The sequence below is a fragment of the Pseudalgibacter alginicilyticus genome, from assembly GCF_001310225.1.
In the GTDB taxonomy this organism is placed as follows: Bacteria; Bacteroidota; Bacteroidia; order Flavobacteriales; family Flavobacteriaceae; genus Pseudalgibacter; species Pseudalgibacter alginicilyticus.
This window is the reverse complement of the sequence record NZ_CP012898.1, coordinates 2,850,514-2,870,786: the sequence shown is the minus strand read 5'-3', so window position 1 is coordinate 2,870,786 and position 20,273 is coordinate 2,850,514. Positions and strand designations below refer to the sequence as shown.

Genomic DNA, 20,273 nt, shown 5'->3' with positions numbered 1-20,273 from the left:
TTCGTAACCAATATTAAACGATTCAACAAATCAACTAATTTAACTGCGTTTGATATGCAATGGCATACATTTTTAATTGTCTTATCATACTTACTAAGCCGTTGGCTCTGGTAGGTGATAAATGTTCTTTTAGTCCTATGTCATCAATAAAATCGGTTTCCGCTTCTATTATATCTTTTGGCTGCTGGTTAGAAAATGTACGAATTAAAATAGCTATTATACCTTTAGTAATAATAGCATCACTATCGGCAGTAAATACTATTTTATTGTCTTTCATTTCGGCATGTACCCATACTTTACTTTGGCAACCTTTTATAATGTTACTATCAGTTTTGTATTGGTCGTCAATTAAGGGTAAATCTTTCCCTAAATCAATCATATACTGATAACGCTCTTCCCAATCTTCAAACATTGAAAATTCGTCTATTATTTCGTTTTGAATGTCTTCTATACTCACAATATCAATTTTATACAAAAATACAATAAGAAATTAAGACAGCATCATTTTTGCTTTTTTAACGCCTTCTACCAATGTATCAATTTCTGCTTTGGTATTATAGAACGAAAAAGAAGCACGAACCGTACCAGGGATTTTAAAATAATCCATGATGGGTTGGGCACAATGGTGTCCTGTTCTTACAGCAATTCCTAGTTTATCAAGAATAGTGCCTACATCATAGGGATGAATACCTTCTAAATTGAATGAAATAACAGATGTCTTATGTTTTGATGTACCGTATATTTTTAAGCCTTCAATTTTTAAAAGTTCCTCGGTGGCATATTCGAGCAACTCATTTTCATAATTTGCAATAACCTCAAAACCAATAGCATTCATATAATCAATAGCTGCGCCAAAAGCAATGCCTCCGCAAATGTTTGGAGTACCTGCTTCAAATTTATGTGGCAATTCCGCATAGGTAGTTTTCTCAAAAGTCACTTCAGCAATCATTTCGCCTCCACCTTGATAGGGAGGTAGTTTTTTAAGCCACTCTTCTTTTCCATAAAGCACCCCAACACCTGTTGGGCCACACATTTTATGAGCTGAAGCCACATAAAAATCAACATTTAGTTTTTGAACATCGGCTTTAATATGCGGACTAGATTGCGCACCATCAATTAAAACTGCTGCACCAACTTGATGTGCTTTTTCAATAATATATTCAATAGAATTTACCGTTCCTAAAGCATTTGACACGTGATTAACAAAAATCAGCTTAGTATTTTCTGACAACATGATATCAAATTCAGTCATCACTAATTCTCCTTCATCATTCATTGGAATGACTTTTAAAGTAGCTCCCGTACGCTCGCAAAGCATCTGCCAAGGTACAATATTACTATGGTGCTCCAAAGCCGATACTATTATTTCATCGCCCTTTTTTAATAAGGATGAAAAACCGTTGGCTACTAAATTAATTCCATGAGTGGTACCTGAAGTAAATATGATTTCATGCGAAAATTTAGCATTGAAATGTACCTGAATTTTTTGTCTGGCTTGTTCGTATAAGTCAGTTGCCTCTTGGCTTAATGTATGCACACCACGATGAATATTGGCGTTATGGTTTGAATAATAGTCTACAATACCACCTATAACCTGTTGCGGGGTTTGCGAGGTTGCTGCATTATCAAAATACACTAAGGGTTTGCCATTTACTTTTCGAGAAAGAATGGGGAAGTCTTTTCTTATATCGTTTACATTGAACATGGCTATACGTTTAGCCCCGATTAAGGCATCTGTTGGAGCTCCTTAAAAAGAGTCTCTGCCGAAAAGCGGGATTAGCTTCAAAAAAATATTTTAACTTACATCATGAGATTCCCGTTTTTACGAGAATGACAAAACGTTTATAAATCAAAACCAATATTAACACCTAATTTATTGGCAATAATTTTAGTAATGCGTTGTTTTATTTCTGGAATTTTAACAGAACTCATGACATTATTACTAAAAGCAAACATTAATAGCGCCTTAGCTTCTTTTTCAGGAATGCCACGAGAACGCATATAAAACATGGCCGTTTCATCCAATTGTCCGATAGTACAACCGTGGGAACATTTAACATCATCTGCAAAAATTTCCAATTGAGGTTTGGTATTTATACTAGCTTTATCGCTTACTAAAATATTGTTATTAGCTTGAAATGCGTTAGTTTTTTGTGCCAATTTTTCAACAATTATTTTTCCATTAAAAACGCCTGTTGCGTTGTCTCCAAAAATACCTTTATAATCTTGATGGCTTTCGCAATTTGGTTCAATATGATGCACTAATGTATTATGATCAACATGCTGTTTTTCACCAATAATTGTTACACCTTTAAGAGTTGAATCTATACGCTCACCATTTTGGTAAAAATTGAGGTTATTGCGCGTTAATTTACCTCCAAAAGTAAATGTATGCACAGATGCAAAACTTTCTCTTTTTTGCTTAATAAAGGTATTATCTATCAATGAAGCATTAGCATTGTCGTTCTGAATTTTATAATAATCGATAATAGCGCGCTTGTTTGTAAAAATTTCAGTAACACTATTTGTAAATACTGGATTGTCTGTTAAACTTTGATGGCGCTCTATAATCTGCACATGACTATTTTCTTCGGCTACTATTAAATTACGAGGCTGAAGCATGGTAGCAGCTTCATTTCCTGTTGAAAAATGGATGATTTGAATGGGTTTTTCAACCACCTTATTTTTTGGAATATGAATATAAGCACCTTCACGAGCAAATGCTGTGTTTAGCGATGGCAAGCTGTCCTTTGTTGCTACTTTATTAAAATAGTTTTCAATTATGAGTCGGTATTTAGGCTTGTGTAATACAGATGACATTAAACACACATCAATACCGTCGTGTGTGGTTTGGGATAAATGAGAAGAATACTTTCCATCAATAAAAACAATTTTATAACTATCTATATCATGTATAAAATATTTTTTTACATCCTTATAATCTATCGTATTTTCTTGCTTTGGAAACACACTATAATCCTGCTTTAAAATACTATTTAAAGAGGTATACTTCCAAGCTTCTTCCTTTTTAGTTGGAAAGCCTTTTTCTTCAAATATTTTTATAGCTTCAGATCTAACATCATGAATATAAGTGTCTACATCAACACTGTCTTCAAACGCCATAAATGATGATACTAATTTTTCTTTTAAATCCATTGTTTTCAGTTGTTAGTTGTTAGTAATAAGTCGTTAGTTTTACCCATGAAAACTATGACTGAAAACTGCAAACTAATTTTTAATTTAAACAGCAATAATTTCTAAAGACTCAAGACTTATTACTATCGACTAAAATTATGCGTTCACTTCTTCTTTAATCCAATCGTATCCTTTTTCTTCAAGCTCATGCGCTAATTCTTTTCCTCCAGATTTCACTATACGACCATTGTATAGTACGTGCACAAAATCTGGAACAATATAATCCAACAAACGTTGGTAGTGAGTAATAACTACCACCGCATTGTCTTTACTTTTTAGTTTATTAACACCATTAGCAACAATACGAAGAGCGTCAATATCCAAACCAGAATCGGTTTCATCAAGAATGGCTAATTTGGGTTCCAACATAGCCATTTGAAAAATTTCATTACGTTTCTTTTCTCCACCTGAAAAACCTTCATTTAATGAACGTGATAAAAATTTACGGTCTATTTCCAATAGCTCAGATTTTTCACGAATTAACTTAAGCATATCTTTTGCTGGCATTTCTTCTAATCCTTTTGCTTTACGTGTTTCATTAATAGCAGTTTTCATAAAATTGGTAACTGAAACACCTGGAATTTCAACAGGATATTGAAATGATAAAAACACCCCTTTATGAGCTCGCTCTTCAGCGGCTAATTCATTAATATCTTCTCCCAAAAACTCAATTTGTCCTTGAGTTACTTCATATTCTTCTTTTCCTGCTACCACTGAAGCTAAAGTACTTTTTCCAGAACCATTTGGTCCCATAATAGCATGTACTTCACCTGCCTTAACTTCAAGGTTTATGCCTCTTAAAATGGCTTTATCTTCAACACTTGCGTGTAAATTATCAATTTTTAACATACGTATTTTTTAAATCTGACTATTAAAACACCAAATTACAATGGTGGTAATTTTTATTTTCCTATTAGCTACCTAATTTTACAACAGTATTATCTTCTGGGTTAGGTTTTGAAATATTCAATATTTCTTTTATTTCTACTCGAAACGGCCACCCTACTTCATTATCAGGTTTTGGAATTATTTTCCCTCGTATTTCTACGGGTACCATATCTGTATCTGCATTTTTGTATTGTTGTACTTGCTTATCCAATTCATGCATTTTTTCATCAATGACTACGCCGTAAACTTCAGTATGTGTTTGCAGTACGGCTGCATCAGCATAATAAATAAAATCGCCTTTTAAGAGCGTAAGGTCTTCATTTTGTTTGGCCGTTTTTTCATTGCCTTCAGTACCAATAACTGAATCGTTTTGATCTGATTTTGTATCATTTTTACAGCTGATAATTACTGTTAAAATAAACGCTAAAAAAAATGTTTTTTCCATTTTAAAAATTTGAGATATAATTAATAAAATTCCTTACATTAACTATGCTCTGTAATCTAGAGGCAACAAACTACCCAACAGAACCTTCTAAACTTATTTCTAACAATTTTTGAGCTTCAACAGCAAATTCCATAGGGAGTTTGTTTAAAACTTCTTTACTAAAACCATTTACAATTAAAGCTATGGCTTTTTCGGTATCTATTCCACGTTGATTACAATAGAAAATTTGGTCTTCACCAATTTTACTAGTTGTAGCTTCGTGTTCAATTTTTGCAGTTTTATTTTTTGCTTCAATATATGGAAAAGTGTGCGCGCCACATTCATCACCCATTAATAAACTATCGCATTGCGAAAAATTACGCGCATTATCAGCTCTGGAACTTATTTGAACCAATCCTCGATAACTGTTTTGAGATTTCCCTGCAGAAATTCCTTTTGAAATAATGGTGGATTTAGTGTTTTTTCCCAAGTGAATCATTTTTGTTCCTGTATCAGCTTGCTGGAAATTATTGGTTACAGCTATTGAATAAAATTCACCTACCGAATTATCACCCTTTAACACGCAACTTGGATATTTCCATGTAACAGCAGAACCTGTTTCTACTTGAGTCCAAGATATTTTTGCGTTTTTCTCGCACAAACCACGTTTAGTAACAAAGTTAAAAACGCCTCCTTTACCTTCTGCATTTCCTGGATACCAGTTTTGAACAGTTGAATATTTTATTTCGGCATCATCCAAAGCTATTAATTCAACAACAGCTGCATGCAATTGGTTTTCATCACGACTTGGCGCGGTACAACCTTCTAAATAGCTTACATAACTTCCTTCATCAGCAATAACTAAGGTTCTTTCAAATTGACCGGTTCCTGCTTGATTAATACGGAAATAAGTTGATAACTCCATAGGACATTTAACACCCTTTGGAATGTAACAAAAAGAACCATCACTAAAAACAGCTGAATTTAAAGCCGCATAAAAATTGTCTTTTTGTGGCACCACTGTACCTAAATATTTTTTTACAAGTTCAGGATGCTCTTTAATAGCTTCTGATATACTCATAAATATAATACCTTTTTCACCTAAAGTTTTCTTAAATGTAGTAGCTACTGACACAGAATCAACTACAACATCCATGGCTACATTTGCCAATTTTTTCTGCTCATCAATAGAAATACCAAGCTTGGTAAATGTTGCTAAAAGTTCAGGGTCAACCTCATCTAAACTATCGTATTTAGGCTTGCTATTTGGTGCAGAATAATATGAAATACCCTGGAAATCAGGTTTTTTATAATGTACATTTGCCCATTCTGGCTCAATCATTTGTTCCCAAACACGAAAAGCCTCCAGCCTCCAATCTGTCATCCATTGTGGCTCTTCTTTCTTCTTGGAAATAGCGCGCACAATATCTTCATTTAAACCATTAGGAAACGTATCTGATTCAATATCAGTATAAAAACCATACTCATATTCTTTGGTTTTTAATTCTTCGCGTAAGTCATCTTCGGTATACTTCGACATAGTTCTTTCTTTATTTTACAATGAAAACGATTCGCCACAACCACAGGTACGGTTTGCGTTAGGGTTATTAAAAACAAAACCTGTTCCATTTAACCCACCTGAATATTCTAAGGTAGTGCCTATTAAATACAAAAAGCTTTTCTTGTCTACTATGATTCTAACATCATTATCTACAAAAACTTTATCGTCTTCTTGATTTTCTTTATCAAACTTTAAGTCGTAAGACAAACCAGAACAACCACCGCTTTTTACGCCTACACGAACATAGTCCGTAGCAGGATTATAGCCATCATCTTGCATGAGCTCAATGACTTTTTTTTTAGCTGTTTCAGAAACTTTTATCATATTCTTTTTTTATTAGATTTAGTTAACTGTCTAATTGAATTAATTAAGACAGCTTCTAAATAGAGTGCAAATATACGATATAAGTCATGGATTACCATAGAACCTAACATTATATTAGCATATAGTTTTATAAGAATATCCTATGGCTGTTGTTAGGCTAATATACAACTGAAAAACTAAGGATTTACCAAGACTTGAAGTTATGCCGTCTTTTTACGAAATCTATGTTCTTGAAAATCTAAGTAATCAATTAGCGTTTCAATGTCATTGTTTCCAAATGAAATTTGCAACACATCGCCTTGGCTTGTTGAAAGGAATTTATTTCCACAACACTTACAAACAATTTCAGAAGTCTCGCTATTGACGTTTTTAACTTTGAAGTAATTATGTCCAAAAGTTGAACAAAACACATTATTAGGTAAAAGAGTTTTCATATAAAAAGCATTTGGGGACCGCTAAAATATAAAATTATCTATAAAATATAGATTAAGTGTATTATTTTTTCGATAAAAAAACAATATGTAATCATTTTATCATGTTTTAAGTGTATAAATTATGGTTTTGCATTTATAACTTATGTTTTATTATAAAAATAGCAAAAACAAAATTAGCTTCTTATTTTTGCATCATGATAGAAGATAAAAATCAAGCTCGTACAGATTTAAGTGATTTAGGTGAATTTGGACTCATAGATCATTTAACTAAAAATTTTAAAATTAATCACTCATCAACCATTAAAGGTATTGGTGATGACGCAGCTGTATTAAAATTTAATAATAAAATAGTTATTACTACAGATTTACTTATTGAGGGTGTTCATTTTGATTTGAGTTATGTGCCACTAAAACATTTAGGCTACAAGGCGGTAATTGTAAATCTGTCAGATGTTTATGCCATGAATGCTAAAGCAACTCAAATTACAGTATCTATTGCTGTTTCAAACAGATTCCCCTTAGAAGCACTTGAGGCTTTATATGAAGGTATTGAAACAGCTGCAAAAATTTATGACATTGATGTTATTGGAGGAGACACAACATCATCAACTACTGGATTATTAATTTCAGTTACCGCAATAGGCGAAACAGAAAACGAGGTTTACCGCTCTGAAGCAAAACCAAACGATTTACTAGTTGTAACAGGAGATTTGGGAGGCGCCTATATGGGCTTACAAGTATTGGAACGTGAAAAAGAAGTCTATAAAGTAAACCCAAACAACCAACCAGATTTAGAGGCATATACTTACATTATTGAGCGTCAACTCAAACCAGAAGCCCGTAAAGACATTATCAAATTATTAAAAGATTTAAATGTAAAACCTTCTGCCATGATTGATATTAGCGATGGATTATCCTCTGAAATTATGCATATATGCAAACAGAGTAATGTAGGTTGTGATTTATACGAAGAAAAAATACCATTAGACCCGCAAGTCATTTCTACTTGCGAAGAGTTTAATATTGACAGTACAACTGTGGCATTAAATGGCGGAGAAGATTATGAACTGTTGTTTACTATTGCTCAGGAAGATTATCCAAAAATTAAAGCAAATCCTAATTTTTCTATTATTGGACACATTAAAGAATTGACTGAGGGACTGCACTTAATAACAAGGGCAAACACAAAAATCCCTTTAAAAGCTCAAGGCTGGAAAAATTTTAATGCTTAAATACTAATAATGACTCCGTATTTATAGTTGGCATTCTATCAATAGAACTCACCTTGTGTTTTATTTCAATATAGTCCAACTCTTCATGTTCAATAGCATCAGACTCATGTTTCATTCGTGATTTTAGATGTCTATTTTGATGTATACGTTCTAAAACATCATTTATTTCCTTAAACTTAGGGGTAAGAGGCACTAAATTTCCATTGCCATTTGTGGTTAATTGTTTTTTGCAACGTGAGCAAGTATATTCTTTAACATAATAAGTAACTCTTTTTGTTACTTTATAATTATGCCCAAATACAACGCAATGTATATTCTTCATTTATTATCAAAGCTTAATTAACAGTATTAGAGAGCATTAATATATAAAATATTAAGGGAGCGATTTGTTAAATTGTTAATAAATCGACGAAGTGACTAAATTTTCCTTTGAACGCTCAATTCGTTTACTATGGATACGTTCTAAAATAGCATTTATTTCCTTAAATTTTGGAGTTAATTCAATAAGGTTTCCATTACTGTTTGTGGTTAATTGTTTTTTGCAATGAGAACAGGTGTATTCCTTAACATGATAGGTAACTTTTTTACTTACTTTATAATCATGCCCAAATAGATTGCAGTACATGGTAGGAATAAAAGGTGGTTTGGTGGTAGTTTTTTTCATGATATTACATTTAAGATGCCTAAACTTAAATATAATTTTTCAAATAAACGACAAAACGTTATATTTTTTCGATGAAATACATTATTGCCTGTAAGAATAAGTTGTTATTTTCAATATGACTCATATGTCCATCGGGAAAATCAATAAATTCAACATCGGTATTTTTTACTTCATCAACGGAGTCATCAAAATTTAAAACAGGATCTTTTTTACTAGCAATCATCATTTTATGAAAAGGTGTATGGTTTAAAAGAAACGATCTATCCTTTCTAATTTTCATACCTTCTAAGGCTGCAACTATTCCTTGAATTGGCATAAGCAGCGCTTCATCTTTTAAAGAATCGATTTCCTTGGAAAAAATTGTTCTATTTTTTGGTCTGAATAAATTTGCAATAGCCATTCGTATAAACGTTTTATGGTTTTGTTTTACAGCTAAAATAGCTCGATCTCTATTTTGTTTACGAGCTTCAGTATCTGCTCTTGAAGTAGAATTCATTAAGCACAATCCTTTTAAAGCATCAGAATTTTTTTCTGCAAATGCTAAAGCAACGTACCCACCCATGGAATGCCCAACAAACGTGACCTCTATAATATTCAAATGCTTTAAAACAGCCTCTACAGCATCCGCCATTAATTCCATACTATGAATATAGCCTAAACAACCTGTATGGCCATGACCCAATAAATCAATACAAATAACTCTATTCTCTTTTGAAATTTCAGAAATAAATGGATTCCAAATTTTAGAAGTTTCTAAAAAACCGTGCAAAAAAACAACAGGGTTCCCTTTGCCGTTATCAGTATAAAAAATGTTAATACCCTTGTATTCCAGATTCATATCATTTTTTTTTGCAAATATATACCCCTCTCACCAAAAAAACTAAAGAAAGCATTTTCAAAAACTTAAGAAATTTCATCTAATAAATTTAATGTTTTATTATTTTATACGACCCTTATATAAATCAAATCTCAATGGCAATACAAAACATATCTACTTACGATTACAAAAACATTTTTTCATTAAGCATTATAAGTTTTGAAAAAGCATGTGTTATAAATAAACCAGAACAAATAGATAAATACAGTATTTATTGGGTAAAGGAAGGGAAGGGTACCTACAATATAGACTTTGAAAGTTATAAGTTTAAAGGGAACACATTATTTTTTTTGTCACCAGGCCAAGTATTTTCAGTAGAATCAGAAAAAATAAAAGAAGCATATAAATTAACATTTATCTCAGATTTTTATTGCATACAAACTCATGATAAAGAAGTTGCTTGCAATGGCGTTCTTTTTAACAACTTAAATCAAATACCTTTTATAGAGCCTAATATTCTAGACAGTAATAAGCTCCAAACTATTTTACAAAATTTGATAGAAGAGTTTCAGAATAATGAAACGGCTCAGTATGATATGTTGCAAACCTATTTAAAACAGTTTATCATCTATACAGTTAGAATAAATAACGGTTTTTATAAAATAAAAGACGATATAGAGTCCAAGCTTTTTAAAGATTTTAGTGTTTTGGTGGAACAGAATTACAAAACCATACATGCCGTGTCTGATTATGCAGCGCGCTTGGGGCTCTCACCAAAATCATTAACCAAACATTTTAAAAATACAGGTGTAGACTCACCTAATGATTTTATAAAAAAAAGAATCCTCTTAGAAGCAAAGCGCCAACTAATATATAGCAATGACTCCGTAAAAAATATTGCATATAGCTTAGGATTCAATGACGCTGCTTATTTCACTCGTTTCTTTACCAAAAGAGTAACCAAATCACCACTTCAATTTAAAAAGGATTATTAAAAACCTATAAAGACACCCTCTTCAGGCTGGGCTATCTATCAAGTATTATCATTTCATAAAGCAGAAATAATAAGGATACTATTTCTATACCTTTCCCACTAAAAATCAACCCGTCCAAGCAATAGGAACTTTTGTCCATTTTTACAAGTTTACTTTGGTTGCATCTTTGCATTGTATTTAACAAACAGCATTAACTACAAAAAAGAACTATTAAAAAGTATGAAAACAATAACAAAAAGCGAATGCCCAAATTGCTGGGGATACCAAGAATATGGAGAACAACAATCCATAGAAAATTGCAACACAAACATTAAAAATTAGAAATCATGAGTACAAGAATTGAAACACTAACCCCAGAAACAACAACAGGAGAGGCAAAAGAATTATTCAATACGGTTCAAAAAAAATTAGGTTTTATTCCTAATCTAATCAAAGTATTTGGAAATTCACCTGCAACCTTAAAAAGCTACTTAAGTTTAGGAGACCTTACAGCAAGTGGAAACTTAAGCAACAAGTTTAGAGAGCAATTGGCGCTCGCCATAGCAGAAACCAACACATGCAATTACTGCTTGTCGGCCCATTCAGTCATTGGAAAAATGAATGGATTAACAGAAGTTGAAATTGAACAAAGCAGACAAGGATTATCAAATAACGCTAAAACACAGGCAGGCTTGAATTTTGCTCAAGAAATTACAGCAAAAAGAGGACAAGTATCTAACGAGGCCATAAAAAATATAAAAGCCGCTGGTTATAACGATGGTGATATTTTAGAAATTGTTTTAAACGTGGTATCCAATACACTTACCAATTATGTAAATCATATTGCTCAAACCAAAATTGATTTTCCTAATGTTGAAGCTGGCAAATTTTCAGTAGAAACAAACTAAAAAAAGTAATAATAAATAAATTTATATCAAAATGAAAAAAGCAATAGCAATAGTATTAGTAGCTGTAGGATTAAGTTTTACAGCCAAAGCCCAAAATATAAAAACCGTTTCTTTAGAACAAACAACAGGTGAGTTCACTCAAAAATCAATCACACTTTCAGAAGGAACTTATATTTTTGAAATTGCCAATAAAAACATAGACCATGAAGTTGGATTTGTTTTAGCACCTAAAGGAAAACCTGAAGCTAAACACCATATAAAATCAGCATATGTTACCAAACCAGTGGCTACAAATTCTACTGAAAGCTCAAAAATTGTAGATTTAAAAAAAGGAGAATATATTTATTTTTGCCCATTAAACCCTACTCCGCAATATACGTTAATTGTTCAGTAAGTAGTTTAATAGCTTAGTGTTAATGAAAGCGAGCTAAAAGCTCGCTTTCCTTTTGGTTAAATTTTTACTCTTTTTATAGCCGTAAAAGCCTTATCAACATACTCCTCCTCAACTAAAATAGTAAATTCATTAGTTGTTGAAAGTACCTCATAAAGCACAACACCTTCCCAAGCCAATCGTTTAAAAAAATGATAATATAATCCTGCGATTTTAGAGTTGTTTTCAGGAAGATTTATTGTTATAGCAGACAATCCATTTTGAACGGCAATAAAAGTTTCTTGTTGTAAGTGATCATCAATAAAATCATTTAAACTGCTTGATACAATAATATTGCTTTCATGTATGCCTCTTGTAAAAGTATAAAACAATTTAGATTCATTATTAATCATTTTTAAAATCTCAGCATGATTAGCAATAAGCGTATCAGAGTTTTTAACTGTATAATCTGTTAAGTTGGAGCGCAAAGTAATATCTCCCAAATCTTGAATTGCTTTTTTCATTTTAATAGAATTTGTAAGCGTAGGTGGCGGACTATAACGCCTTAATGCCATCATAATAGCACCAGATTTTACTTCTTTTTTAAGCATTTTGCTAATAGGCTCTGTTAACTCTAATGCTAAGGCACTATAATTAATAATATTTCTTGAAAGCGCTTCTTCTAAATAAGGTTGTGAAATTAAAATATCTTCCACACAATTTGATACAGTTCTCATGTTAATTATTTAACAATTTGTGCAAAAATAATCTTTTTTTTGAATAAATATCTTTAATTCAATAATGTAACATAGTTTTACAGCCTGATTATTTATATAGATTGGATATGAAAGTATTAAAATTTGGAGGCACTTCAGTGGGCTCTGTAGAAAATATGGATAATGTAAAAAGCATTATCAATGACGGCACAAAAAAAATAGTAGTTTTATCAGCTATGTCTGGAACAACAAATGCATTGGTTTCAATTGCACAAAGTTTAAAAGACAAACTACCAGACGATGCTATTAGTAAAATCAAAACTTTGCAGAACACGTATTTTAGTACGGTTGATGCACTTTTAATAAACGAAGAGCTAAATTTAGAAGCTAAAAATTATGTAACTTCCATTTTTGATGTTTTAACGGCCTGTACGTATAAAACTCCTTCTTTATTATTAGATAATGAAATTGTTGCTCAGGGAGAATTGCTTTCAACATTTATGTTTAATGCATATTTAAAACAAGAAGGGATTAGTTCTTCATTATTACCTGCGCTTGATTTTATGAGAATAAATAGAGTAAAAGAACCGAATATAGAGTATATAAAAGAACATCTTAAAAAAGTTATAGATGATGCACCTGAAGCAACTATTTATATAACTCAAGGTTTTATTTGCTTAGATGCTGACGATAACATTTCTAACCTACAACGCGGGGGAAGTGATTATACTGCAACAATTATAGGAGCTGCTATTAAAGCTGAGGAAGTTCAAATATGGACGGATATAGATGGTATGCATAATAACGACCCGAGATATGTAGAAAATACGAGTCCAATTTCTGATCTATCCTATGATGAAGCTGCTGAGTTGGCTTACTTTGGCGCTAAAATATTACATCCACAAACCGTTTTACCTGTAAGAGAAGATGGCATCCCTGTTCGATTAAAAAACACCATGGATCCTGAAGCTTATGGTACTTTTATAACAAGTAACACTTCTGAAGTTGGTATTAAGGCCATAGCAGCTAAAGATGGGATTACCGCCATAAAAATTAAATCTGGCAGAATGTTATTGGCTCATGGTTTTTTGAAAAAAGTTTTTGAAATTTTTGAAAAATACAAAACATCAATCGATATGATTACAACCTCGGAAGTAGCAGTGTCATTAACTATTGATGATGAAAAAAACTTAGACAAAATACTGACAGACTTAGAAGTTTTTGCTTCAATTGAAGTTGATAAAAACCAAAGTATTGTTTGTTTAGTAGGTCATGAAATTGTAAACCATGACGATACTTTTAAATTGTTCCAAATTTTACAAGATGTAAAAATTAGAATGATTTCTTATGGAGGAAGCAAAAACAATATTTCATTGTTGGTAGACACAAAAGATAAAATCAATACGCTACAAAAACTAAACAATTATTTATTTGAATTAGTCACTCTGTAATATGTATATTAGTATTGTAGCAAAAAAAGGGTCGTTGATAAACGTCCCTTTTTTTAATGTTTATGAATTCATTAAAGTTTCTATTTCTTCTACTTCAATAGGAATATTTTTCATTAAATTAAAAGGCTCTCCTGTTTCTTGAACCACAACGTCATCTTCTAAACGAATACCAATATTTTCATTTGGAATATAAATACCGGGCTCAACAGTAAAAACCATATTAGTTTGTATAGGCTCAGTTAGAATACCATAATCATGCGTGTCTAACCCTATGTGATGGCTTGTACCATGCATAAAGTATTTTTTATATGCTGGCCATTCTGGATTTTCATTTTGGACATCAGCTTTATCAAGCAATTTTAATCCAATTAATTCCGAAGTCATTAACTTGCCAACTTCAGCGTGATAATCTGCTATTAAAACACCAGGGTTAAGCATCTTAGTAGCAGCATTTTTAACTCTTAAAACAGCATTATACACATCTTTTTGTCTTTCAGAAAACTTACCAGAAACAGGAATAGTTCGGGTTAAGTCACTTGAATAATTAGCATATTCGGCCGCCACGTCCATTAAAATTAAATCACCAGCTTTACATTGTTGGTTATTTTCAATATAGTGTAAAACATTAGCATTATTTCCTGCCGCAATAATAGGAGTATACGCAAAGCCTTTTGATCGGTTTCTTAAAAATTCATGCATCAATTCAGCTTCAATTTCATATTCCCAAACATTAGGTTTTACAAAACTTAAAACTCTACGAAATCCTTTTTCTGTTATTTGGCATGCTTGCTGAATTAAATCTATTTCAATGGGGTTTTTTACAGAGCGCAATCGTTGTAAGATAGGGTTACTTTTGGCAACCGCATGTGCAGGGTAATTATTTTTTAGCCATTTTGTAAAGCGGTCTTCTCGAGTTTCTACTTCCACATTAGCTCTATAATGTTCATTAGTATTTATATAAACGGTACTACATTGGGTCATAATTTCAAATAACACTTTTTCCATGTCTTGAAGCCAATACACCGTTTTAATTCCAGAAGTTTCAAAGGCCTTTTCTTTGGTTAATTTTTCACCTTCCCAAATTGCAATATGCTCATTAGTTTCTTTTAGAAAAAGAATTTCACGATGCTTTTCTGTAGGACAATCTGGAAACAACACTAAAATACTTTCTTCTTGATCTACACCACTTAGATAGAAAATATCTCGGTGTTGTTCAAAAGGCAAAGTACTATCTGCACTAATAGGATAAATATCGTTAGAATTAAAAACAGCTAAGCTGTTAGCTTTCATTTTTCTTGCAAAATTTTTTCTGTTTTGTATGAAAAGAGTGTTTTTTATAGGAAAATACTTCATGTTGTATTGATTTAGCCATAAAATTACAAAACAGATAATTTAAGCCTAATAATAATTACTTAAATTTCTGTAATTAAATTTATTATTCTTTTTTTGCAAAAAAAACATGACTTTTGTCATTAAAAAGTCCATTTAACAAAAAAAAGCGTATTATATTATATAACTCGCTTATTTTAACTCAATTATGAAAACAAACATACTTAAGATTATTTTCACCCTAATAGGATTTAATACAACTATTACCTATACCCAAGTTGCATTGAAAAAAACTACTTTAAAACAGCAAATTGAAAAATCAAACTTGGTGGTTGAAGGCAAAGTTGTTTCAAAAAAATCTTTTTGGAGTGAAAACAGAATATATACCGTCAATACAATAGAAGTGTACAAAGTATTTAAAGGGTCATCTATTTCAAATAATATTGAGATTATAACGTTAGGGGGCGTAGTTGGTTTACAAGCTTTAAAAGTATCATCTAGTTTAAAACTTAACAAAGGAGATGTTGGTGTTTTTACTTTACAAAACACAAACACCCCAGAAAACACTAATAAATCTACAAAATTGCAATATAAATCATATGGAGCAATCCAAGGTTTTTATAAGTATAGTTTAAATGATGATTTTGCAATAAATCCATTTAATGTTAAAAAAGGAATTTCTGATAATTTTTACAATGAAATTATGAGCCATACAAAAACAAAGTATGAAGAAATAGCATCTTTTAATGTAAAAGCACTTCAATTTAAAACCAATCAAAGTAAAACTTTATTAGCACCAAGCGCCATTGTTTTTAGTCCTACAACAGTTACTGCAGGAACAAAATCTACAATAACCATAACAATACCTCAAGGAAATACAGGAACAAATTTTGGTAGCACAAAAGGTAAGGTAGCTTTTAGTAATGCTAATGATGGAGGAATTAGTTTTTATGAGGCTTTGGACAGTCAAGTACTAAGCTGGACAAGTACCTCTATAACAGTAGAAGTACCAACAGAGGCAGGTACTGGAACAATAAAAGTAACTAACTCAGATGGTTCCTCTCAAACTTCAGATACAAATTTAATAGTTTCATATTCCGAAGCTAACGTTATATACGATGCAGACGATATGAGTGAATTCGGTGGAGCTAATGGCCCCCTTGAACCCATTGCCTATCAAGTTCAACATGTTGACGAAAACGGAAATGGCGGGTATACATTTCAAATGCATACTGAGTTTAATGCCAATACTGCAGCTAAAGAAGCTTTTGAAAGAGCCTTAAACACATGGCGATGTACTTCCAAAATTAATTGGATTATAGGTGCTCCAACATCAGTTGATGAAGCTGTATTTGAAAGTAGGCCTGTACAATCACCTGCAACAGCACAACAATCTGTTAATGTAGTGCGTTTTGATAATGGAAATGAGCTTGAAGAAGATGTTTTAGGCGTATGTTATTCTTGGTACTCGGGCTGTAGTAATGGAGATAGTTTTGAGTGGTTTGTTTCTGAGATGGATTTTGTTTTTGATGATGCTACGGTTTGGAATTTTGGTCCCAACCCAACCCTTACTACGATTTATGATTTTGAAACTGTAGCTCTGCATGAATTAGGCCATGGCCATCAATTAGAACATACTATTGACAACCAGGTTGATGGAGACAATATGGATGACGTTATGCATTATGCTCTTGGTTTTTTTGAAGACCAAAGAATTTTGTTACCTGAAAATATAACTGCGGCAAATAATGTACAAAGTAGAAGTACTAATACAATAGTTTGCAACCAATCACCTATGATAAGTTATTCAAATTCATGTGGTTTAGCCGTAGAAGAAAATACCATAAATGACGGTATAACAATATACCCAAATCCAACCAAAGGTCATTTATTTATAAGCAATGATGGTTTAGATAATTTAATAAAAATTACTGTTTATGATGTTAGCGGAAGACTAATTTTAGAACAAGGAATTTCAGAGGCATCACGTTACCAAACGGTTCATTTAAACAACATGTCAAAAGGTATTTATTTTGTAAATATTTATTCAGATAAAACTTTTATTACGAAAAAAATAGTTTTAGAATAGTCACTCGTATTTATTTAAAAACCCCAAATGAAAAATCACTAGTTTCCTTTGGGGTTTTTTATTTAAATAAATTTACTCCATTAATATCATATTTCTCTTTAAAATGATTCTAAATAGCAAAAACATGACAATTGTTATTTGTCTAGTAGATGCTTCTAGATTACATTTGTATCAATCATAAAATAACTTCAACTAAAATGAGCGGATTTTTTAAATCTTCAATTGGAAGAAAAGTTGCAATGGCACTTTCTGCATTCTTCCTCATGTTTTTCTTAATTATACATTTAGCAGTTAATATCACCTCGCTATTTGGTGAAACATTGTTTAATGATTTGTCCCATTTTATGGGTACAAACCCATTAATACAATTTGCTTTACAACCTGTATTAATTTTTGGTGTTGTATTTCATTTTGTTATGGGTTTTGTATTAGAAATTAAAAATAAAAAAGCAAATGGCATACCATATGCAAAAAATAATGGTGCTGCCAATTCTACTTGGATGAGTAGAAATATGATTTACAGTGGACTTGTAATTTTAGCATTTATTGTACTTCATTTTATTGATTTTTGGATTCCTGAACTAAACACTAAATATGTATTGGGCGATATGTCTGGTATGCATGATGGTGGATATAGATATTACCATGAATTGGTTGAGAAGTTTCATAACCCAGCAAGAGTTATTGCTTACGTAGTTGCCTTTATTTTATTAGGTCTGCATTTAGCGCATGGCTTTACCTCCGCTTTCCAATCTATGGGAATTACAGCTGGGCGTAAAAAAACACTACAAAGTATAGGAAAAGCATATTCTATTATTATCCCATTAGGATTTATAATCGTAGCCGTTTTTCATTTTTTCAACCATTAATCTTATTATAGTATGGCTTTAGATGCAAAAATACCAAAAGGTCCAATTAAAGATAAATGGACAGATTATAAAAACAATATTAATTTAGTAAACCCAGCTAACAAACGTAATATAGATATTATTGTTGTAGGTACTGGTTTAGCAGGAGGTTCTGCTGCTGCTACTTTAGCTGAATTAGGATATAACGTAAAAGCTTTTGCTTATCAAGATTCTCCTAGACGTGCACACTCCATTGCGGCACAAGGGGGTATAAATGCAGCAAAAAACTATCAAGGTGATGGAGATTCTAATTATAGACTATTTTACGATACCGTAAAGGGTGGAGATTATCGCTCACGTGAGGCTAATGTTTATCGTTTAGCCGAGGTATCTGGAAATATCATAGACCAGTGTGTAGCACAAGGCGTACCTTTTGCTCGTGATTATGGTGGCTTATTAGACAACCGCTCATTTGGTGGCGTATTAGTTTCAAGAACCTTTTACGCTAAAGGACAAACAGGGCAACAATTATTATTAGGTGCTTATTCAGCCATGAACCGTCAAATTGCTCGTGGGAAAATTGAGATGTTTAACCGTCATGAAATGTTAGATGTTGTAAAAATTGATGGCAAGGCTAGAGGTATTATAGCTCGCAATTTAATTACTGGTGAAATAGAACGGCATTCAGCACACGCCGTTGTTATTGCAACTGGAGGGTATGGAAACGTATATTTCTTATCAACCAACGCTATGGGCTCTAACGCAACTGCTGCTTGGAAAATACACAAAAAAGGAGCTTATTTTGCAAATCCTTGTTTTACACAAATTCATCCAACTTGTATCCCTCGCTCTGGTGATTATCAATCTAAATTAACATTGATGTCTGAATCACTGAGAAACGATGGTCGTATTTGGGTTCCTGCAAAAATTGAAGATGCTAAAGCCATTCAGCAAGGAAAATTGAAACCTACTCAAATTCCAGAAGAAGATAGAGATTATTACTTAGAACGTCGTTATCCTGCCTTTGGTAACTTAGTGCCTCGTGATGTTGCTTCTAGAGCAGCAAAAGAGCGTTGTGATGCTGGTTATGGTGTAAATGCTACAGGTGAAGCAGTGTATTTAGATTTTGCTTCTGCTTTTGAACGTTATGGAAAAGAACAAGCTAAAATTCATGGAATTAAAAATCCTTCGAAAGAAGAAATTATAAAATTAGGTCAAAAAATTATTGAAAGTAAGTACGGTAACTTATTTCAGATGTATGAAAAAATCATTGCTGAAAATCCATACGAAACCCCTATGATGATATACCCTGCAACACACTATACTATGGGTGGTATTTGGGTAGATTATAATTTAATGACTACCGTTGAAGGTTTATATTGCATTGGTGAAGCTAATTTCTCTGATCACGGTGCAAACAGGCTTGGTGCGTCTGCCTTAATGCAAGGTTTAGCAGATGGCTATTTTGTATTACCCTATACCATTGGTGATTACTTATCACAAGATATTAGAACAGGTAAAATTCCAACCAATACTCCAGAATTTGATGAAGTGGAAAAAGAAGTAAAAGACAGAATTGATTTCTTCATCAATAACAAAGGGACAAAATCTGTAGATTATTTCCATAAAAAACTTGGAAAAGTGATGTGGGATAAAGTAGGTATGTCTCGAAACGCAAAAGATTTAACAGCAGCTATGTCTGAAATTAAAGCGATTCGTGAAGAATTTTGGAAAGATGTAAAAGTACCAGGTACCGCCAATGAAATGAATGTTGAATTAGAAAAAGCTGGCCGTGTAGCTGACTTTTTAGAATTGGGAGAATTATTTGCTAAGGACGCACTGATAAGGGAAGAATCTTGTGGTGGCCACTTTAGAGAAGAATCTGCTGAAACAGATGGACCTCAAAAAGGAGAAGCCAAACGTAATGATAAAGATTTTGCTTTTGTATCTGCTTGGGAATACAAAGGAGAACCAGCAGATGCCGTTTTGCATAAAGAACAATTAGAATTTAAAGATATTGAACTTAAACAACGTTCATACAAATAATAA

General features: G+C 32.2%; 21 protein-coding genes. 8 read left to right on the top strand and 13 right to left on the bottom strand.

Annotation, left to right across the window (positions count from 1 at the left end):
- Positions 1–34 precede the first annotated feature (34 nt).
- The 8 genes from APS56_RS11840 to APS56_RS11805 form a co-directional block, all read right to left on the bottom strand.
- Positions 35–457: a SufE family protein gene (locus APS56_RS11840; RefSeq protein ID WP_054728364.1), complete on the bottom strand. Its 423-nt coding sequence runs from the start codon at positions 455–457 to the stop codon at positions 35–37.
- Positions 458–490: 33 nt separating this feature from the next.
- Complete coding sequence (locus APS56_RS11835) at positions 491–1,705, bottom strand: aminotransferase class V-fold PLP-dependent enzyme (RefSeq protein WP_054728361.1); 1,215 nt, start codon at positions 1,703–1,705, stop codon at positions 491–493.
- 137 nt (positions 1,706–1,842) lie between these two features.
- Entirely contained in the window at positions 1,843–3,156 is a 1,314-nt protein-coding gene (gene sufD / locus APS56_RS11830) for a Fe-S cluster assembly protein SufD (protein WP_054728358.1), read from the bottom strand.
- Between the two features lie 135 nt (positions 3,157–3,291).
- Positions 3,292–4,044 carry a Fe-S cluster assembly ATPase SufC gene (sufC, locus tag APS56_RS11825; protein ID WP_054728356.1) on the bottom strand — a complete coding sequence of 251 codons (753 nt, stop codon included), beginning with the start codon at positions 4,042–4,044 and terminating at the stop codon, positions 3,292–3,294.
- Between the two features lie 64 nt (positions 4,045–4,108).
- Entirely contained in the window at positions 4,109–4,528 is a 420-nt protein-coding gene (locus tag APS56_RS11820) for a hypothetical protein (RefSeq protein ID WP_054728354.1), read from the bottom strand.
- Positions 4,529–4,598: 70 nt separating this feature from the next.
- Complete coding sequence (gene sufB / locus APS56_RS11815) at positions 4,599–6,047, bottom strand: Fe-S cluster assembly protein SufB (protein WP_054728351.1); 1,449 nt, start codon at positions 6,045–6,047, stop codon at positions 4,599–4,601.
- 15 nt (positions 6,048–6,062) lie between these two features.
- Positions 6,063–6,392 carry a HesB/IscA family protein gene (locus tag APS56_RS11810; protein ID WP_054728349.1) on the bottom strand — a complete coding sequence of 110 codons (330 nt, stop codon included), beginning with the start codon at positions 6,390–6,392 and terminating at the stop codon, positions 6,063–6,065.
- 200 nt (positions 6,393–6,592) lie between these two features.
- On the bottom strand, positions 6,593–6,826 hold the full coding sequence (locus APS56_RS11805; RefSeq protein WP_054728348.1) for a hypothetical protein: 234 nt from the start codon (positions 6,824–6,826) through the stop codon (positions 6,593–6,595).
- Between the two features lie 194 nt (positions 6,827–7,020).
- Here APS56_RS11805 and thiL point away from each other — a divergent pair, with 194 nt between their 5' ends.
- Positions 7,021–8,058 carry a thiamine-phosphate kinase gene (gene thiL / locus APS56_RS11800; RefSeq protein WP_054728346.1) on the top strand — a complete coding sequence of 346 codons (1,038 nt, stop codon included), beginning with the start codon at positions 7,021–7,023 and terminating at the stop codon, positions 8,056–8,058.
- Here thiL and APS56_RS17260 read toward each other — a convergent pair.
- The 3 genes from APS56_RS17260 to APS56_RS11785 form a co-directional block, all read right to left on the bottom strand.
- Complete coding sequence (locus APS56_RS17260) at positions 8,048–8,380, bottom strand: DUF1660 family phage protein (RefSeq protein ID WP_349267477.1); 333 nt, start codon at positions 8,378–8,380, stop codon at positions 8,048–8,050. The two genes, thiL and APS56_RS17260, sit on opposite strands and share 11 nt — an antisense overlap.
- Positions 8,381–8,455: 75 nt before the next feature.
- Positions 8,456–8,722: a DUF1660 family phage protein gene (locus APS56_RS11790; protein ID WP_054728344.1), complete on the bottom strand. Its 267-nt coding sequence runs from the start codon at positions 8,720–8,722 to the stop codon at positions 8,456–8,458.
- A gap of 58 nt (positions 8,723–8,780) precedes the next feature.
- The gene (locus APS56_RS11785) at positions 8,781–9,560 is read right to left on the bottom strand and encodes an alpha/beta fold hydrolase (RefSeq protein ID WP_054728343.1); all 780 of its coding nucleotides are present in this window, start codon (positions 9,558–9,560) and stop codon (positions 8,781–8,783) included.
- A gap of 134 nt (positions 9,561–9,694) precedes the next feature.
- Between APS56_RS11785 and APS56_RS11780 the strand changes: the two genes are divergently transcribed.
- The 3 genes from APS56_RS11780 (at position 9,695) to APS56_RS11770 (ending at position 11,815) form a co-directional block, all read left to right on the top strand.
- A complete protein-coding gene (locus tag APS56_RS11780; protein WP_054728341.1) occupies positions 9,695–10,534 on the top strand; it encodes an AraC family transcriptional regulator in 840 nt (279 codons plus the stop codon).
- Between the two features lie 326 nt (positions 10,535–10,860).
- Positions 10,861–11,421 (top strand): carboxymuconolactone decarboxylase family protein, encoded by a 561-nt coding sequence (locus APS56_RS11775; protein WP_054728339.1) that lies wholly within the window; start codon positions 10,861–10,863, stop codon positions 11,419–11,421.
- A 31-nt stretch (positions 11,422–11,452) separates the two neighbouring features.
- Entirely contained in the window at positions 11,453–11,815 is a 363-nt protein-coding gene (locus APS56_RS11770; RefSeq protein ID WP_054728337.1) for a cupredoxin domain-containing protein, read from the top strand.
- Positions 11,816–11,871: 56 nt separating this feature from the next.
- On the opposite strand, the gene APS56_RS11765 is transcribed toward APS56_RS11770, so the two are convergent.
- Positions 11,872–12,528, bottom strand: a complete 657-nt coding sequence (locus APS56_RS11765; protein WP_054728335.1) for a hypothetical protein — start codon at positions 12,526–12,528, stop codon at positions 11,872–11,874.
- A gap of 107 nt (positions 12,529–12,635) precedes the next feature.
- Here APS56_RS11765 and APS56_RS11760 point away from each other — a divergent pair, with 107 nt between their 5' ends.
- Complete coding sequence (locus APS56_RS11760; protein ID WP_054728333.1) at positions 12,636–13,958, top strand: aspartate kinase; 1,323 nt, start codon at positions 12,636–12,638, stop codon at positions 13,956–13,958.
- 60 nt (positions 13,959–14,018) lie between these two features.
- Here the strand turns inward: APS56_RS11760 and APS56_RS11755 are convergent, their stop codons facing one another.
- A complete protein-coding gene (locus tag APS56_RS11755) occupies positions 14,019–15,311 on the bottom strand; it encodes an aminopeptidase P family protein (RefSeq protein ID WP_054728331.1) in 1,293 nt (430 codons plus the stop codon).
- Between the two features lie 184 nt (positions 15,312–15,495).
- Between APS56_RS11755 and APS56_RS11750 the strand changes: the two genes are divergently transcribed.
- From APS56_RS11750 to APS56_RS11740, 3 genes are all read left to right on the top strand, one after another.
- On the top strand, positions 15,496–17,376 hold the full coding sequence (locus tag APS56_RS11750) for a T9SS type A sorting domain-containing protein (protein ID WP_054728329.1): 1,881 nt from the start codon (positions 15,496–15,498) through the stop codon (positions 17,374–17,376).
- Between the two features lie 197 nt (positions 17,377–17,573).
- Positions 17,574–18,245, top strand: coding sequence for a succinate dehydrogenase cytochrome b subunit (locus APS56_RS11745; RefSeq protein WP_054728327.1), 672 nt, complete (start codon positions 17,574–17,576; stop codon positions 18,243–18,245).
- Between the two features lie 12 nt (positions 18,246–18,257).
- The gene (locus APS56_RS11740) at positions 18,258–20,270 is read left to right on the top strand and encodes a fumarate reductase/succinate dehydrogenase flavoprotein subunit (RefSeq protein WP_054728325.1); all 2,013 of its coding nucleotides are present in this window, start codon (positions 18,258–18,260) and stop codon (positions 20,268–20,270) included.
- The last annotated feature ends 3 nt before the right edge of the window (positions 20,271–20,273 follow it).

What these genes read in the sequence shown, in the direction of transcription:
- APS56_RS11835 (WP_054728361.1), bottom strand. Translation starts at nt 1,705, where the DNA reads ATGTTCAATGTAAACGATATAAGAAAAGACTTCCCCATTCTTTCTCGA.
- sufD (WP_054728358.1), bottom strand. Translation starts at nt 3,156, where the DNA reads ATGGATTTAAAAGAAAAATTAGTATCATCATTTATGGCGTTTGAAGAC.
- sufC (WP_054728356.1), bottom strand. Translation starts at nt 4,044, where the DNA reads ATGTTAAAAATTGATAATTTACACGCAAGTGTTGAAGATAAAGCCATT.
- APS56_RS11820 (WP_054728354.1), bottom strand. Translation starts at nt 4,528, where the DNA reads ATGGAAAAAACATTTTTTTTAGCGTTTATTTTAACAGTAATTATCAGC.
- sufB (WP_054728351.1), bottom strand. Translation starts at nt 6,047, where the DNA reads ATGTCGAAGTATACCGAAGATGACTTACGCGAAGAATTAAAAACCAAA.
- APS56_RS11810 (WP_054728349.1), bottom strand. Translation starts at nt 6,392, where the DNA reads ATGATAAAAGTTTCTGAAACAGCTAAAAAAAAAGTCATTGAGCTCATG.
- APS56_RS11805 (WP_054728348.1), bottom strand. Translation starts at nt 6,826, where the DNA reads ATGAAAACTCTTTTACCTAATAATGTGTTTTGTTCAACTTTTGGACAT.
- thiL (WP_054728346.1), top strand. Translation starts at nt 7,021, where the DNA reads ATGATAGAAGATAAAAATCAAGCTCGTACAGATTTAAGTGATTTAGGT.
- APS56_RS17260 (WP_349267477.1), bottom strand. Translation starts at nt 8,380, where the DNA reads ATGAAGAATATACATTGCGTTGTATTTGGGCATAATTATAAAGTAACA.
- APS56_RS11790 (WP_054728344.1), bottom strand. Translation starts at nt 8,722, where the DNA reads ATGAAAAAAACTACCACCAAACCACCTTTTATTCCTACCATGTACTGC.
- APS56_RS11785 (WP_054728343.1), bottom strand. Translation starts at nt 9,560, where the DNA reads ATGAATCTGGAATACAAGGGTATTAACATTTTTTATACTGATAACGGC.
- APS56_RS11780 (WP_054728341.1), top strand. Translation starts at nt 9,695, where the DNA reads ATGGCAATACAAAACATATCTACTTACGATTACAAAAACATTTTTTCA.
- APS56_RS11775 (WP_054728339.1), top strand. Translation starts at nt 10,861, where the DNA reads ATGAGTACAAGAATTGAAACACTAACCCCAGAAACAACAACAGGAGAG.
- APS56_RS11770 (WP_054728337.1), top strand. Translation starts at nt 11,453, where the DNA reads ATGAAAAAAGCAATAGCAATAGTATTAGTAGCTGTAGGATTAAGTTTT.
- APS56_RS11765 (WP_054728335.1), bottom strand. Translation starts at nt 12,528, where the DNA reads ATGAGAACTGTATCAAATTGTGTGGAAGATATTTTAATTTCACAACCT.
- APS56_RS11760 (WP_054728333.1), top strand. Translation starts at nt 12,636, where the DNA reads ATGAAAGTATTAAAATTTGGAGGCACTTCAGTGGGCTCTGTAGAAAAT.
- APS56_RS11755 (WP_054728331.1), bottom strand. Translation starts at nt 15,311, where the DNA reads ATGAAGTATTTTCCTATAAAAAACACTCTTTTCATACAAAACAGAAAA.
- APS56_RS11750 (WP_054728329.1), top strand. Translation starts at nt 15,496, where the DNA reads ATGAAAACAAACATACTTAAGATTATTTTCACCCTAATAGGATTTAAT.
- APS56_RS11745 (WP_054728327.1), top strand. Translation starts at nt 17,574, where the DNA reads ATGAGCGGATTTTTTAAATCTTCAATTGGAAGAAAAGTTGCAATGGCA.
- APS56_RS11740 (WP_054728325.1), top strand. Translation starts at nt 18,258, where the DNA reads ATGGCTTTAGATGCAAAAATACCAAAAGGTCCAATTAAAGATAAATGG.